Genomic DNA, 15,222 nt, shown 5'->3' with positions numbered 1-15,222 from the left:
CAGCCACGAGTGGCCGGCCGCCTGACTGCCGCCGGCCGGGCGTCGAGGAAACGCCCTTTCATGAATGACGAGGGCTGCCGCGCCCTCGGACAAGAGACAAGACCATGAGCAAGACCGCCTACGAATCGCTGTGCGCCCGCCACGTGCGCATCTACCGCCTCTCCCATCTCCAGTCGATCGCGTCCTGGGACCAGTCCGCCAACATGCCGGCCAAGGGCAACGAGGCCCGCTCGCTGGCCCTGGCCGAGATGGGCGGCCTGCTGCACCAGCTGGCCACAGAGCCCGCGCTCCAGGGCCTGCTGGAAGCCGCCGCGCAGGAGCCGCTGGACGAGATCGAGCGCGCCAATCTGCGCGAGATGCAGCGCGCCTGGCTCGCCAGCAATGCGCTGCCGCAGTCGCTGGTCGAGGCCAAGAGCCTGGCCAATTCGCGCTGCGAGCACGCCTGGCGCAGCCAGCGCCCCGCCAACGACTGGGCGGGCTATGCCGAGAACCTGCGCGAGGTCGTGCGCCTGGCCCGCGAGGAGGCACGCTGCCTCTCGGCGGTGACAGGTCTTGCCCCCTACGACGCCCTCATGGACCAGTACGAGCCCGGCATGCGCTCGGCCGAGGTGGACCGCGTCTTCGGCGACCTGCGCCAATGGCTGCCCGGCCTGATCCGCGACGTGCTGGAGAAGCAGTCGCGCGAGGCCGTGACCCGCCCCGTGCCACCCTTCTCGCAGGCCGCCCAGAAGGCCCTGGGCCATGACGCCATGCAGCTGATGGGCTTCGACTTCGAGGCCGGCCGCCTGGACGAGAGCGCCCACCCCTTCTGCGGAGGCGTGCCCGAGGACGTGCGCATGACCACGCGCTACCGCGAGGACGACTTCCTGCCCAGCCTGATGGGCACCATCCACGAAACCGGCCACGGCCGCTACGAGCAGAACCTGCGCCGCGAGTGGCTGGGCCTGCCCATCGCCAATGCCCGCTCCATGGGCCTGCACGAGAGCCAGAGCCTGTCCTTCGAGATGCAGCTGGGCAGCCATCCCGGCTTTGCCGGCCTGCTGCGCCCGCTGCTGCAGAAGCACCTGGGCGATCAGCCCGCCTTCGAGGTCGGCAACCTGAACCGCCTGCTGACCCGCGTGAAGCCGGGCTATATCCGTGTCGATGCCGACGAGGTCACCTACCCGGCCCACGTGATCCTGCGCTACGAGATCGAGCGGCCGCTGATCGAGGGCCAGATCGAGGTGGACGACATCCCCGCGCTGTGGGACGCCAAGATGCAGGAGCTGCTGGGCCTGGACACCCGCGGCAACTTCAAGGACGGCCCGATGCAGGACGTGCACTGGGGCGCCGGCCTCTTCGGCTACTTCCCCTGCTACACCCTGGGCGCGATGTATGCCGCGCAGTTCTTCGCCGCCATGCGCCGCGAGACGCCGGACCTCGACGCCCGCATCGCCCGTGGCGAGCTGGGCCTGGTCTTCGACTGGCTGCGCAGCCGCATCTGGAACGAAGGCAGCCGCTGGGAGACGCCTGAGCTCGTGCGCCGTGCCAGCGGCGAGGCGCTGAACCCGGCCCACTTCCAGGCCCATCTGCGCGCGCGCTATCTCGGCTGAGGGCGTCGCACCCACCAACAAGAAGAGGCCCCGGGGGGCCTCTTCTCGCTTCTTCTAATGGAACAGCCGCGCGGGGCGGCAGGGTGGCGGGCTCGGGCCCGCTCGGTTTTTCAACGACGTCGCTTCTTGAATTCGTTCCGGGCTCAGGCCTTGCGGCGGCGTGCCACGAACAGGGCGCCAGCGGCCATGGCCAGCAGGGCCAGGCTGCCGGGCTCAGGCACGGTGCTCTTGGCGGCGGCCGGGGGCAGCTGGGTGACGGACACGGCGTCCAGCGAGGTGCCCATGCCGTCAGACGCGCCGGTGGCGCCCAGGCGCAGGGTGGTGCTGGTGCCGGCGGCCACGAAGTCCTGCTCGAACTGGGTCCAGCTGGTGATGGTGTTCTTGCCGACCACGCCATCGAGGGCGGCGACCTGCCAGCTGATGCCGTTGCTGTTGGCGCCCACCTGGTCGGGGCGGTTGGCCCACATGAAGCTCAGGTGGTAGGTCTGGCCGACGACGGTCGTGAAGGTCTGGGAGATCCAGCTGTTGCGGTTGGTGTCCAGCTCCACGAAGTTCAGGCCGGCGTAGGCCGAGCCCGCCACGTTGTTGCGGATCTCGACCTTCTGCGGGCCGACGGTCCAGCCGCTCAGGCTGCCGTAGGTGCTCCAGCTGCCATTGGCCTGCGCGACGGACTCGAAGCTGCCATTGCTGATCAGGTTGATCGGCGTGGCCTGGGCCAGCAGGGAGGCGGCGCTCAGGCCGAGGGCGATGAGGAACTTCTTGGACACGGTTTGAACTGCTGAAGGAGCACCGGCGGTGCGATGACGCCATTGTTCTTTGGGCGGGGCCTCGGCGCCCCCCCTCTGACTGTGGGGTCAGGCCTTGCGGGGTGTGAAGCCCGTCACGCGGGCTTCGACTTTCGGCGCCCGGCGTTCGTCGCGCAGCTCAGGGCGCGCGCACGCCGTGCCGTGCCTCGAGCAGGCTCAGGGTCTGATCCAGGCGAGCCATGGCCAGCGAGCAGCGGCTCGGCGGCTTGAGTGCGCCCGGTACTAGTTCACGCTTGCTGTCGCAGAGCCGGTCGACGCGCAGGGTCAGGCCGTGGCGCGCCAGCTTGGGGGTCAGGTCTTGCGCGCGTTCCAGCAGCTGGCGGCGCGTGGCCTGGTAGGCGTGCTCGGCCAGGTGGCGCCGCTGCGAATAGCTGAAGGTGTTGGCCATGAAGAGCTCGGCATCGCGCTTGCTGGGCTCGAAGAGCAGGATGTCGGTGTCGGGGTGGCTGCGGGCATAGCCCTTCATGCCCAGCTCCAGGCGCGAATGGATCAGCGAGCGCAGGGTCTGGGACAGCACCACGGGCAGGCCGCCATCGACCAGGCGCGGGATGCGCTGCCCCTTGGGACGCACGCTTCGGTGCGGCTCGTGCTCCTGCACGCCCGGCTCGCCCTCGTAGGGCACCAGCGGGTTCAGGCACAGCAGCAGGTCCAGGCCTTCCTTCAGCAGCACGGAGGCGTGGATCGTTTTCTTGAGCGCGCCGTCCACGTAGTAGCGGCCGTCGATCTCCACCGGCGGGAAGAGGCCGGGCAGGGCGGCGCTGGCCTGCACGGCCTTGGAGACGGGCACGTGGTCCCAGCCGGGCAGGCCGAAGGGCACGGCCTCGCCGCTGTCCAGGTCGGTCGCGACCAGGACCAGGCGGTGGCGCAGTTCGCGGAAGTCGTCGCTGCGGCCGGGCCGGCTGAACTGCGCGTGCAGCTGCTCGGCCAGGGCTTCGCCGGACAGCAGGCCGGCGGGCAGCGCGCGGCCCAGGCGCTCGAAGGCGCCCAGCACGGAACGGCCCTGCACCACGGTCTGCCACAGCGCCGTGCCGACCAGGCCGGGCACGGTGCGCAGGCGGCGCCAGTATTCGTCCCAGGCCGGATGCAGCAGGACGGAGGGGTCGAAGGTGTCGGGCGAGCGGGCGCTGTTCTCGATGAAGGCCTCCGAGAGATCGCGCGGCGAGAGCCCATTGATCAGGCCCGCGGCGATGAAGCCGCCGGCGCTGACGCCGATGTAGCTGTCGCAGTTGCGCAGGTCCAGGCCATCGATGGATTCCTCCAGCGCACACAGGGCGCCGATCTCGTAGATGGCGCCCAGCGGGCCGCCGCCGGCCAGCGCCAGGCCGATGCGCGGACCGCCCTTGGGCTGGTCAGCCCGCCGCCGCCGGGGCGCCGCGGGAGCGGCAGGAGCCTCGGTGGAGCTGCGCGTCGAGGGGCGGGGGCGGGAACGGGCGTTCATGCGGTGGCGGATCCTGTTTGTCTCGCTCAAGAAATGGACAAGCCGCCTCGGTGGGCCTCGCCCCGATCGGTCGGGACTGGCGCGAGGCGGCTGGTCACGGGCGCTCTGGAGGCGCCTTGCGGGCCCCGCTCAGGCGGGGCTCTGCATTCAGGCTCAGGCCTGGGCGGCCTCGGCGGCCGGGGCTGCCGGAGCCGGGGCGGCGGGCTTGGCCGCGGCCTTGCGAGCCGCCGGCTTGGCGGCCGACTTGAAGACAGCCTTCTTGGCAGCAGGCTTCGCGGCCGGCTTTGCGGCGGCCTTCTTGGCAGCAGGCTTGGCAGCAGGCTTGGCAGCAGGCTTGGCAGCGGGCTTCGCCGCCGCCTTCACGGCCTTCTTTGCGGCAGGCTTGGCGGCCGGCTTGGCAGCAGCCTTGGCCGCCGGCTTCGCAGCGGTTGCCTTCTTGGCCGACTTCTTGGCCGGGGCGATGCCCACGGCGGCGCTCAGCGCGTCGATGCGGGCGATCAGCTGCTCCACATCCTTGCTGCTGGGCACGCCCAGGCGGTTCAGGGCGCGGGCCACGCGTTCCTCGAAGATGGTCTCCAGCTTGTCCCAGTGCTGGCCGGCCTTGGCGCCGACTTCACCGGCCATGCCGCTCATCTTGTTGGCCACGGCGCCGAGCTTTTCCTCGGCGGCGGACTGGGTCTTCTTCTGCAGCTTCATGCCTTCCTTCACCAGGGTCTCGAAGACCTTGCCGCCTTCGCCCTGGGCCTTGGAGAAAGCGCCCAGGCCGGCGGCCCAGATCTGCTGCGCGGAATCCTTGATCGTCTGGGCCACCTGGTTGTCCAGCAGGCCGGCGGGCAGTGCACCACCGAAAGCGCTGTTGGCGGAGGCCTTGTTCTTGGCAGCCATTTTCTGCAGCTTCTTGACCATTGTTGAGTCCTTTTCTTGAGGTGGAACTACGCGAGAGTCGCTGAAACTTTCCACGCGGCATTGTCGCGCCAGCGCAGGCCCTCCAGCAGGGATGGAACCACTATAGGCCCCGCCACCCTGCGGTGCTCACCCAATCCTAGTGTGCGGTCTCTATGCTCTAGAGTCGGCCCTGGGGAAAGCGCGCAGCGGTGAAACCCGGGGTTTGGACAAGAATCGTCCGACCCTCTGCCTCCCACAGGCCAACCAAGAACACAGGAGAGACACGATGCAGTACTTCGTCACGGGCGCCACAGGCTTCATCGGCAAGCGGCTGGTCAGGAAGCTCCTGGCACGGCGCGGCAGCACGGTGTACTTCCTGCTGCGCGAGGAGAGCCGCGACAAGCTGCCCGAGCTGCTGGCCTACTGGGGCGTCAGCAAGAACCGGGCGATCCCGGTCTTCGGGGACCTCACCGGGCGCAAGCTGGGTGTCAGCAACGAGGACATCAAGAGCCTCAAGGGCCAGATCGACCACCTCTACCACCTCGCCGCGGTCTACGACCTCAAGGCCGACGAGGACAGCCAGGTCCGCACCAACATCGAGGGCACGCGCAACATGCTGGACTTCGCCGCGGCCATCGACGCCGGGCATGTGCACCATGTGTCCTCCATCGCCGCGGCCGGCCTCTACGAAGGCGTGTTCCGCGAAGACATGTTTGACGAGGCGGAGAACCTCGACCACCCTTACTTCATGACCAAGCACGAGAGCGAGAAGCTCGTGCGCAAGGACTGCAAGAAGCCCTGGACCGTCTACCGCCCCGCCATGGTCGTGGGGGACTCCCAGACCGGCGAGATGGACAAGGTCGACGGCCCCTACTACTTCTTCAAGCCCATCCAGCGCCTGCGCCAGATCCTGCCGCCCTGGATGCCCTCCATCGGCCTGGAAGGCGGCCGCGTCAACATCGTGCCCGTGGACTACGTGGTCAACGCGCTGGACCACATCAGCCACCAGGTGAAGGCCGGCGGCGGCTGCTACCACCTCGTGGACCCGGTGGGCTACCGCGTGGGCGATGTGCTGGACATCTTCTCCAAGGCCGCGCACGCCCCCAAGATGAACCTCTTCGTCAATGCCGCCCTGCTGGGCTTCATTCCGAAGAGCGTCAAGAAGGGCCTGATGGCGCTGGCGCCGGTGCGCCGCATCCGCCATGCCGTGATGAAGGACCTCGGCCTGCCCGAGGACATGTTCACCTTCATCAACTACCCCACGCGCTTCGACAGCCGCGAGACCGAGAAGGCGCTCAAGGGGTCAGGTATTGCCTGCCCCAATCTGCACGACTACGCCTGGCGCCTGTGGGACTACTGGGAGCGCCACCTCGACCCGGACCTCTTCATCGACCGCAGCCTCAAGGGCGCGACGGGCGGCAAGGTCGTGCTGGTGACGGGCGGCTCCTCGGGCATCGGCCTGGCCGCGGCCAAGAAGTTCGCCGAGGCCGGCGCCATCACCATCATCTGCGCCCGAGACGAGGGCAAGCTGGACGAGGCGGTGAAGGAGATCCGCGAGCACGCCGGCAAGGGCGCGCAGGTGCACAGCTATTCGGCCGACATCGCCAGCGAGGAGAGCTGCGCCGGCATGATCGCCTGGATCAACGAGAACTTCGGCGGCGTCGACTTCCTGATCAACAACGCCGGCCGCTCCATCCGCCGCGCCATCGAGTCCAGCTACGACCGCTTCCACGACTACGAGCGCACCATGCAGCTGAACTACTTCGGCTGCCTGCGCGTCACCATGGGCCTGCTGCCGGGCATGGTCGCGAAGAAGAAGGGGCATGTGGTCAACATCTCCAGCATTGGCGTGCTGACCAATGCGCCGCGCTTCTCGGCCTATGTGGCCTCCAAGGCCGCGCTGGACGCCTGGACCCGCTGCGCCTCCAGCGAGTACGCCGACCTGGGCATCACCTTCACCACCATCAACATGCCCCTGGTGCGCACGCCCATGATCGCGCCCACCAAGATCTACAACAACGTCCCGACCCTGGCCCCCGAGGAAGCCGCGGACATGATCGCCCAGGCCTGCATCGCCAAGCCCGTGCGCATCGCCACCCGCCTGGGCATCACCGGCGAGCTGCTGCATGCGCTGATGCCGCGCGTGGCCCAGATCGTGATGAACACCAGCTTCCGCATGTTCCCCGACAGCGACGCCGCCAAGGGCGAGAAGGGCGGCAAGCCGCAGCTGTCGCCGGAGGCGATTGCGCTGCAGCAGATGATGCGGGGCATTCACTTCTGAGGCCCGCGCCTTCACTCGCCTTCCACCCCGTCGACCTCGCTCGCCACGCCGCCCTGTGCGTCGAGTTCCGCGCCGACTCCTACGTCTGCGGGGATGGCGATGCCCGCCGCTTCTGGGCCACCGCCGGTCCTGCGGGCGAGGACTATCTCAAGCGCCTGGCGGCCTATATGCACGCGCTGCCGGGCAGCTGCGTCCACGCCTGACGCGGGGAGGAGATCGTCGGCCAGGTCGAGATGATCCGCGATCCTGAGGATCTGTCGGCAGGCAAGGTGAACCTCTTCTACTTGCGGCCTGACTGTCGGGGTCTGGGGCTGGGAGGCCAATTGGAGCGCTACGCCTTGGACTGCTTCCAGGGTGTGGGCCTGTCGGAGGCCTGGCTGCGGGTGTCGGCCTCCAATCGGCGGGCGCTAGCGTTCTATGCAAAGCAAGGGTGGCGGGATGCCGGGCCGGATGTTCGGTTCGATGGGTTGCGAGTCATGCGCAAGGGGACGGCATGAAGGATGCACGGTGGATGCATTGGCAAATGGCGTGCGACCCCGGGGCGGTCTGTCGCGCCGCCCGACGCCTTGCTTCAAGCCGGTCGCCCGGACAAGTGGCTTGCTCTCAGTTCCACGACGATGCCGGGAAATCCGAGCTCGGCTTCCTTACGTCTTGCCACGAGCCCCTGGTACGCAGGGATTCGGGTCAGCCGCCTGAATGCCAGAGGTCCCGCCACGTACGCCAATACCGCAGCCATGGGCTGCCGCCAGGCAACGGCCAGCACGACTCCTGAAACGACTGCGGTCAGCAGGGCAAGCATGGGTGCTCGCGCAAGCCATCGCTCTCCTGGCGTTTTCTCGATCCGGAGCGCCTGCTCTAGGAGCTCGTCGGGGAATTCGGTGTGGAAGGCCGTGTAGCTGTAGTCGCCCGGATCGATCCTCCCGTCCGATCGAATGTTTGGATTGGGCTTGAAGCCGGCAAATGCGGACTCCAGCCCTCCAAATCCGATGTTCCCTTTGATGGTTCGAAATGTGCCAGACAGCTTGTCGTCGTCCAGGCAATGGCGCCGAAGACCATCGGGGATTGGCTCGTCGACGAACAGGTGCAGCAGATAGCCGCCGTCCGCCCCCGTCTGGAATCGAATCAGGCGGCCTTGCGCTGCAAGCGCATTGGCGGCCGCATCATCAGGCGCGCGCCGGCGCGGCAGCGCATCGATGTCGAACAAGTCCATTTCGGCGACATCCGTACCGGCGGGGAGCTTCAGCTGTGGCATTTGTACTGACTCGGTAAGGGGCAGGTTCGTGATCTCAAGGCGTCGCATGCGCCGAGCGGGACTTCAGCGGCAGGAAACCCTTGGGATCACCCTCCCTCACCGCCCACCTCGCCGCAAAGCGCCGCCGCAGCTCCGCGAACTTCAGCGCATTCTCCTCGAGGCAGGCGGCCGTCGGCACGTAGGGCTCCCAGTGCGAGGGCGCACCCGGCGGGTGCAACTGGGGCGGGCCGCCGGCGAGGTGCTCGGCGCCCAGCCAGTACTTGTCAGTCCAGGGGCCGGCCTGCGATTGCAGCTGGAACACCATGGGATGGCCGGGCCCGCCAATCCGCAGCACGAAGCCGCCCATCGGCGTCTCGGCCTCGAAGCGCAGGCCCAGGTCGATCGCGGCCTCGTACATCAGCAGCTGCGCCTGCTTGAGCGCCTGCTCGTCCGGGACGCGGAACTCGAAGGCGGCGCAGCGGGTGAAGGGCCGGTCTGCTGCCGGCTCGGCGGGCTTGGGCGCGCACGCGGCAAGCGTGAGCGCAGCGAGCGCCAGCCCGCGGGCGGCGCGGGGGTGGGGGTGCCTCGATGGGCGCATCCAACCCATCATTTGCAGACTCCCACCTCCTGAACGACGTAGTCACCCGCGGGCAAGCCCCGCACACGGAACTCGAGAACGACGGGAAGGGCGATGGCCGGCACGGGCGCTCCGGGCGCGTGCTCCCTTGGACGGGTCGCATAGCAGAGGGTCAGTGCCTGCTTGTTCCGATCGGCGCGCGCGCCGGTCTCCTGTATCGAGGCGGAACCTGTGCTGTGACCCAGGCCCCAGGCCGACAGGGAGCCGTCCTTGTTCCATGAGGGCTTGGGCAGGGGCTTGTCGTAGTACGACCAGGCGTTCATCTCGGGATGCGTCTTCAGCGTCACCTCGGTGGCATGCAGGGTGGGCGGCAGCAGAAGCAGGGAAGCAAGGAAGAGGGAACGCATGGCGGCTGCATTTCTGGAGGAAACAGGTGAGGGCGCAGCGTAGCAGCCCTGCGTCCGCTGAAGCTGAAGGTTTGAGGAACCCTTGTCCCCCGCAAGACCTGACCCCTGCAGGCGCGTGCCCTCAGCTGCCACTCCTCCCTCAGCTCTCCGGGTCGTCCCCAAACTCCCGCAGCTCCTGCGCACACCGGCAGGCCGCGGCGATCTTCGCGGACCACAGCAGGGCCGCCTCGCGCGAGGGCAGCTCCAGCACGCAGAAGCCGCCGTCGAAGTCCTTCGTCTGCGGATAGGTGCCTGGGCGGACCGTGCCATCCGCGTCGACCATGACGGGCGCGGCGTCCCCGTTGATGCCCCCGGCGAACACGTACACGCCCGCCGCCTTGGCTTCGCGGATGACCTGGCGTGCGGCCTCGCCCACGGCGGCCAGGTCCTCGGCGGGGACCTTCATGGCGGGGGCGGGGAAGGAGATCAGGTACTTGCGCATCGGGCAGTCCTCAGTCAGGGCCTGGTCGCCTCGGCGACGCAGGGGGGCGGTTGAACGTCAGGTGATGCGAGATTCTGGCTCGATCGATGGCGCCCGGTGCACGCCCATGCCCCCAGGGCCTGACGATGTGTCCAGCGGGCCTCCAGCCCGGGCCGGGCCCTGTCACAAAAAATTGCAGCGCCCCCGCAGCCCCCCTGCTTCAATGCCACCGGACAACGCGGCGCCATGCGTCGCACGGAGTGACAGATGCGAAGCAACAAGATCAAGCGGGCAGGGCAGGCCGGCCTGCTGGCCAGTGCCATGGCCCTGGCGGCCTGCGGCGGCGGAGGTGCTGACTCTCCGGCACCGACCCCCACACCGGCACCTACTCCCACACCCGTCCCGGCACCCACTCCGACGCCGCTGCCCACGCCCACGCCTACGCCTACGCCTACGCCTACGCCTACGCCTACGCCTACGCCTACGCCGACCCCAACGCCAACCCCCGGCGCCGCCCCCCAGATCGCCGGCTGCGACCTCTTCCCCGCTTCCGCCGTCTTCAACACCCGCATCGACGACCCGCAGCGCTTTCCGGTTCACGCCAGCAGCGCCACGTGGCTCGCCAGCATCGGCACCGCGCGGGCCTTCCATCCCGACTGGGGCAGCAACGAGAACCCGCAGCAGACGTCCGACTACTACGGCATTCCCTACAACGTGGTCGATGGCAGCAGCCCGGCCGCCACCACGAGCTGGCCGACGGTGAACTTCAACCCGACCGACCCGCGCGCCGGCAGCGGTGACAGTGCGCCCGACGAGAGCGACTGCGCGGCGCCCGCCGTGAACGGCTACGCCCTGGTGCGCGACTGCACCACGCTGCCCGCCGCCAACCGTCGCTTCCCTTATCCGCGCGACGACCTGCTCAAGGCCGAAGGTGGCGCCTGCAACGATGCGCGGCAGTGCGGGGACCGTCATGTGCTCGTCGTGGAGCAGGGCAGCTGCCGGCTGTGGGAGAGCTATGCCAGCTACGAGCTCGGCGGCCAGTGGTATGCCTATTCCACCGCGGCCTGGGACCTGAAGAGCAATGCCATGCGCCCCGACACCTGGACCTCGGGCGACGCCGCCGGCCTGCCCCTGCTGCCCCTGCTGGCGCGCGCCGCCGAGGCCAGCGGCGGGGAGATCCGCCACGCCCTTCGCGTCACCCTGCGCGACAGCGTGATGGCCCGCAGCCATGTCTGGCCGGCCCGCCATCATGCCGGCGGCGACACCCCCGGCGGCGTGCCCTTCGGCGCCGTCCTGCGGCTCAAGGCCGGCTTCACGCCGCCCGCGTCCTGGAGCGCCCAGGCCAAGGCGCTGGCCCTGGCCATGCAGCGCTACGGCCTCTACGTGGCCGACATCGGCTCCGACCTCTACGTGCAGGGCGAGCCCAGCGCGCAGTGGCAGGACGCGACGATCTCGCAGCTCAAGACCCTCAGGGCCTCGGACTTCGAGTTCGTGGACATGGGCGCCATCACGCGCGACAGCCGGTTCAAGGGGGACTCGTTCCAGGCGAGCTGGTGAGGGCGGGTTGGCAAAGGGCGGCCCCCGCCCCGCAGCTCAGCCCTTGTCCCGTGGCTTGAAGATGTGGACCGCCTCCCCGCGCGCCAGCATCGCCACCAGCTGGGCGATGCGCCGGGCGCGGGTCTCGGGCTTGACGGCCGTCTGGATGCGCCAAAGCACGGCGTAGCGGTTGGCGGCGTTGAGGGTCGCAAAGAAGGCGCGGGCCTGAGGCTTGGCGTCCAGCGCGGCCTGCAGGTCCTCGGGCACCGTGGCCGTGCGTGCGCTGTCGTAGGCCTTGGCCCAGCGCCCATCCGCCTTGGCGGCCTCGATCTGCGCATGGCCCGGCGCCTGCATGCGGCCCGCCTCGATCAGCGCGGCCACCTTCTCGACATTGACCTTGGACCAGATGCTGCGCGCCCGCCGCGGCGTGAAGCGCTGCAGATAGTGCTGTGCGTCAAGGCTCTTCTTCTGCCCGTCGATCCAGCCCCAGCACAGGGCGATCTCCACGGCCTCGGCGTAGCTCACGCTGGGCGCCTCGGCGCCGCGCTTGGCGATCTTGAGCCAGAGGCCATCCGAGCTGGCGTGGTGCTTCCTCAGCCAGGTCTCGAAGGCCTTGGCGTTCTTGAACAGGACCGGGTCGGCCTGGGCTTGAAGTGGAGGCTTGGTGGCAGGCATGCGTGGGAGTGTGCCGCAAGGGCGCCCGGCTGGCTTTCCGAACGACGGCGCTCGCGCCGCCGGCCCAGGCCTCTTCGCCTCAAGGCTGTCGGTGGCGCAAGGCCAGCGACTGCCGCACATCGTCGGCATTCGCCGCCCGTCCATGCACGCCCAGCACTCGCAGCGGCTCCAGCCCGGCCTGCCTGAGCGCCTGCTGCAGCTCCTCGGCACCCTCGAAGGCCGGCGGCACCGGCCCCTGCTCGGGGACGTAGAACAGGTCGCCGTGGAAGACCGAGCGGCTGGCGTCGTCCCAGGCCACGAGCATGTCCTCGGCATGGCTGCTCGTGACGGGCAGCAGGCGCAGGGCCCGGCCGCCCAGCTCGATCGCCAGGGCCTGCCGGACCTCCTCGGCGCGCTCGGCCTGCGCGGCGCCGTGCTGCCGGGCCAGCGCCTGGCGACCGCCCTGGCCCACGAAGAGCCGGGTGCCTTCCTCCAGGTAGGCGGGCAGGCCCGCGGCATGGTCGCGATGCCCGTGCGAGAGCACCACAGCGGCGATGGGCAGCCCCGGCGCGGTGCGCTCGATCAGGGCGCGGACCCGGCTGCCTTCCTCGCGGCTCACGGGCGTGTCGAAGACCACCACGCCCTGGGGGCCGACGACGAAGTGGTTGTGGTAACGCGAGGCCAGGCCCTCGACGCGGTAGACATCCGGCGCCAGGCGTTCGGCGCGCAGCGCGCCGGCAGGCGCCTGGGGCTCGTAGCCAGCGGGCAGGGGCGGGCGCGTGCTGGATGCGTCCACGGCAGCGGGCGGCTGCAGCTGCCAGCGCTGGGTGCGCCGCTCGCCGTTGAAGATCTCGATCTCGGCGGGCTGCAGGCCGCGCTCGTCATGGCTGCTCAGGTAGACGTAGCGCAGCGGCCCCTGCCGCACCTCCATCAGCCGGCCCTGGGCGCCGGACCAGCGCAGCTGCAGCTCGCGGCCGGCCGGGTCGCGCAGGGTCTGCTGCCAGGTGCCCTGTTGCTCCTGCGCCGGCGTCAGGGGCGTGGACTGGCGCAGCAGCTCGGCGGGCAGCCACAGCAGCTGGTCGGCCAGATGCTCGCGGGCCGCCTTGGCGTCCACGGCCTGGATGGCGGTGCCGTCCCGCCAGCCCAGGAGGTCGATGCGCTGCGCGCCCTGGGCATCGCCGGCCTCCCGGTAGCGAAACACGATCTCGCCGGGAAAGCGGTTCTCCGTCTCCAGCCGGAAATGCCCGTCCCGGGCCAGCCAGAGCGTCTGCCGCGCCGGTACCGGCACGGAGGCGTCACCCGGATGCGCCGCCTGCTCGCGCGCGAGCAGCTCGCCGTGCATCTGCAGCTGCCAGGCTTCCGGATCGGCCGCCGGCGCGGCACGGGCCGCTCCCATGGCGGCAAACCCGAGGGCGAGCGGCAGTGCCAGGCGCCGCCAGCCGGATGGGCGCAAACTGGCGCCGCCGCGCGAGGAGCGAGATGTCATGGTGATCCTCCCTGAATTGTTCGCGCAGTGTCGCGGCCCGGTCCCACCCTCCAGGAAGTCATGCCGGCCCTGCCGGCATGCTTGCGAGGCGCCTTCCGCAGCCCGGCCCATGACCACGAACCCAACCCCGACCCGCCCCACCAAGAGCGCCCGGCGCAGCCGGCGCTCGCCCCGGCACGACACCCGAGGGTCCGGCTGCGCCGGTCCTGCCGGCATGCATGCATGCGAGGCGCCTCCCGCAGCCCGGCCCATGACCACGAACCCAACCCCGACCCGCCCCGCCAAGAGCGCCCGGCGCAGCCGGCGCTCGCCCCGGCACGACACCCGAGGGTCCGGCTGCGCCGGCCCTGCCGGCATGTTTGCGAGGCGCCTCCCGCAGCCCGGCCCATGACCACGAACCCAGCCCCGACCCGCCCCACCAAGAGCGCCCGGCGCAGCCGGCGCTCGCCCCGGCACGACACCCGAGGGTCCGGCTGCGCCGGCCCTGCCGGCATGCATGCATGCGAGGCGCCTTCCGCAGCCCGGCCCATGACCACGAACCAAGCCCCGACCCGCCCCACCAAGAGCGCCCGGCGCAGCCGGTGCTCGCCCCGGCACGGCACCCGAGGGTCCGGCTGCGCCGGCCCTGCCGGCATGCATGCGAGGCGCCTCCCGCAGCCCGGCCCATGACACGAACCCAACCCCGACCCGCCCCACCAAGAGCGCCCGGCGCAGCCGGCGCTCGCCCCGGCACGACACCCGAGGGTCCGGCTGCGCCGGCCCTACGGGTGTGCCCCCCTGGGGGGGCGGCCGAAGGCCGTAGGGGGGGGGATGTCAGTACTCGAGGACCAGCTTGCCCTGCGTATGCCCACTCTCCAGGCGCTCATGCGCCAGCTTCAGGTGCTTGGCATCCACGGGCCCCAGCACCTCGCTGAGCGTGCTCTGCAGCTGGCCGGCGTCGGCCCATTGGGCGAGCTGGGCCAGCAGGCGGCCCTGCTCGGCGATGTCGTGGGTCTGGTGCAGCGGGCGCGCGAACATCATCTCCCAGTGCAGGGACAGGGCCTTGCCCTTGAGCAGCATGACGTCCAGGGCGCCGGGCTCGAAGTCGTCGATCATGGCCAGGCGGCCCTGGGGCTCGATGAGCGCGATGAAGTCCGCGAAGTGCTGGGGCGTGTGCGAGAGGCTCGCGATGTGGCGTACCGGCGGCAGGCCCTGCGCCTGCAGGGCGGCGAGCTGCGGGGCCAGGGGCTGGCGGTGGTCGATCACATGGTGGGCGCCCAGGGCCTTCAGGCGCGCGACCTCCCCAGGGCGCGAGCCGGCATCGCCCAAGGTGGCGACCACCGTGAGGTGCGGCTGCTTGCGCGCCAGCTGCAGCAGGATGGAGCCCACGCCGCCGGCCGCGGCCGTCACCAGCAGGCTCACCGGGCGCTCGGGCGTCTGCTGCACCTGCAGGCGGTCGAAGAGCAGCTCCCAGGCGGTGATGCCGGTGAGGGGCAGGGCGGCGGCCTGGGCGTCGCTCCATTGGGCCGGCGCGTGGGAGGCGATGCGATGGTCCACGGCCTGCAGCTCGGCGTAGCTTCCCGGGCGGTTGATCTCGCCGGCCCACCAGACGCGATCGCCCACGGCAAAGCCCTGCACCTCGGCGCCCAGGGCGCGCACCACGCCCACGCCGTCCCAGCCCAGGATCTGGGCCTGGCCGTCGGGCGAGGGGCGGCGCTGGCGCACCTTGACGTCCACGGGGTTGACGGCGATGGCGCGCACCTCGACCAGCAGGTCCTTGGGGCCCGGCTGCGGCTCGGGCAGGGTGAGGTCGATCAGGGACTCGGGCGCGCTGATGGGCAGGGACTGGTAGTAGCCGACGGCTTTCATGAAGGACTCCTGGTTTGGCTT

The 15,222-nt window shown here is 70.1% G+C and carries 14 protein-coding genes; 4 read left to right on the top strand and 10 right to left on the bottom strand.

Translation table 11 applies throughout. The features are described from left to right. Positions 1-104 precede the first annotated feature (104 nt). Positions 105-1,592 (top strand): carboxypeptidase M32, encoded by a 1,488-nt coding sequence (locus tag O9Y01_RS03070; RefSeq protein ID WP_269630011.1) that lies wholly within the window; start codon positions 105-107, stop codon positions 1,590-1,592. A gap of 143 nt (positions 1,593-1,735) precedes the next feature. Here the strand turns inward: O9Y01_RS03070 and O9Y01_RS03065 are convergent, their stop codons facing one another. From O9Y01_RS03065 to O9Y01_RS03055, 3 genes are all read right to left on the bottom strand, one after another. After that, positions 1,736-2,359 (bottom strand): DUF642 domain-containing protein, encoded by a 624-nt coding sequence (locus O9Y01_RS03065; protein WP_269630010.1) that lies wholly within the window; start codon positions 2,357-2,359, stop codon positions 1,736-1,738. A gap of 157 nt (positions 2,360-2,516) precedes the next feature. Next, entirely contained in the window at positions 2,517-3,836 is a 1,320-nt protein-coding gene (locus O9Y01_RS03060; protein ID WP_269630009.1) for a patatin-like phospholipase family protein, read from the bottom strand. A gap of 153 nt (positions 3,837-3,989) precedes the next feature. After that, a complete protein-coding gene (locus O9Y01_RS03055; RefSeq protein WP_332108742.1) occupies positions 3,990-4,721 on the bottom strand; it encodes a phasin family protein in 732 nt (243 codons plus the stop codon). A gap of 286 nt (positions 4,722-5,007) precedes the next feature. Between O9Y01_RS03055 and O9Y01_RS03050 the strand changes: the two genes are divergently transcribed. Both O9Y01_RS03050 and O9Y01_RS23155 read left to right on the top strand, forming a co-directional pair. Beyond that, positions 5,008-7,002 carry an SDR family oxidoreductase gene (locus O9Y01_RS03050; protein WP_269630007.1) on the top strand — a complete coding sequence of 665 codons (1,995 nt, stop codon included), beginning with the start codon at positions 5,008-5,010 and terminating at the stop codon, positions 7,000-7,002. 215 nt (positions 7,003-7,217) lie between these two features. After that, complete coding sequence (locus O9Y01_RS23155) at positions 7,218-7,499, top strand: GNAT family N-acetyltransferase (RefSeq protein WP_442952713.1); 282 nt, start codon at positions 7,218-7,220, stop codon at positions 7,497-7,499. A gap of 74 nt (positions 7,500-7,573) precedes the next feature. Here the strand turns inward: O9Y01_RS23155 and O9Y01_RS03045 are convergent, their stop codons facing one another. From O9Y01_RS03045 to O9Y01_RS03030, 4 genes are all read right to left on the bottom strand, one after another. Beyond that, entirely contained in the window at positions 7,574-8,254 is a 681-nt protein-coding gene (locus O9Y01_RS03045; RefSeq protein ID WP_269630006.1) for a hypothetical protein, read from the bottom strand. 34 nt (positions 8,255-8,288) lie between these two features. Next, complete coding sequence (locus O9Y01_RS03040; RefSeq protein WP_269630004.1) at positions 8,289-8,831, bottom strand: hypothetical protein; 543 nt, start codon at positions 8,829-8,831, stop codon at positions 8,289-8,291. Positions 8,832-8,839: 8 nt separating this feature from the next. Continuing rightward, positions 8,840-9,217 (bottom strand): hypothetical protein, encoded by a 378-nt coding sequence (locus O9Y01_RS03035; protein WP_269630003.1) that lies wholly within the window; start codon positions 9,215-9,217, stop codon positions 8,840-8,842. Positions 9,218-9,356: 139 nt separating this feature from the next. Next, a complete protein-coding gene (locus O9Y01_RS03030; protein ID WP_269630001.1) occupies positions 9,357-9,698 on the bottom strand; it encodes a YciI family protein in 342 nt (113 codons plus the stop codon). Positions 9,699-9,944: 246 nt separating this feature from the next. On the opposite strand from O9Y01_RS03030, the gene O9Y01_RS03025 reads away from it, so the two are divergent. Continuing rightward, positions 9,945-11,234 carry a hypothetical protein gene (locus O9Y01_RS03025; protein WP_269630000.1) on the top strand — a complete coding sequence of 430 codons (1,290 nt, stop codon included), beginning with the start codon at positions 9,945-9,947 and terminating at the stop codon, positions 11,232-11,234. A 36-nt stretch (positions 11,235-11,270) separates the two neighbouring features. Here O9Y01_RS03025 and O9Y01_RS03020 read toward each other — a convergent pair whose 3' ends face one another. The 3 genes from O9Y01_RS03020 to O9Y01_RS03010 all read right to left on the bottom strand — a co-directional run bounded on the left by O9Y01_RS03020 (position 11,271) and on the right by O9Y01_RS03010 (position 15,201). Continuing rightward, positions 11,271-11,888 (bottom strand): YdeI/OmpD-associated family protein, encoded by a 618-nt coding sequence (locus tag O9Y01_RS03020; RefSeq protein ID WP_269629999.1) that lies wholly within the window; start codon positions 11,886-11,888, stop codon positions 11,271-11,273. Positions 11,889-11,967: 79 nt separating this feature from the next. Continuing rightward, on the bottom strand, positions 11,968-13,353 hold the full coding sequence (locus O9Y01_RS03015; RefSeq protein ID WP_269629998.1) for an MBL fold metallo-hydrolase: 1,386 nt from the start codon (positions 13,351-13,353) through the stop codon (positions 11,968-11,970). 813 nt (positions 13,354-14,166) lie between these two features. Beyond that, entirely contained in the window at positions 14,167-15,201 is a 1,035-nt protein-coding gene (locus O9Y01_RS03010) for a zinc-binding alcohol dehydrogenase family protein (RefSeq protein WP_269629997.1), read from the bottom strand. Positions 15,202-15,222: the final 21 nt, after the last annotated feature.

This window comes from Pelomonas sp. BJYL3 (assembly GCF_027257975.1).
Taxonomy (GTDB): Bacteria; Pseudomonadota; Gammaproteobacteria; order Burkholderiales; family Burkholderiaceae_C; genus Roseateles_B; species Roseateles_B flavus.
This window is presented reverse-complemented; position numbering and strand designations above follow the sequence as displayed.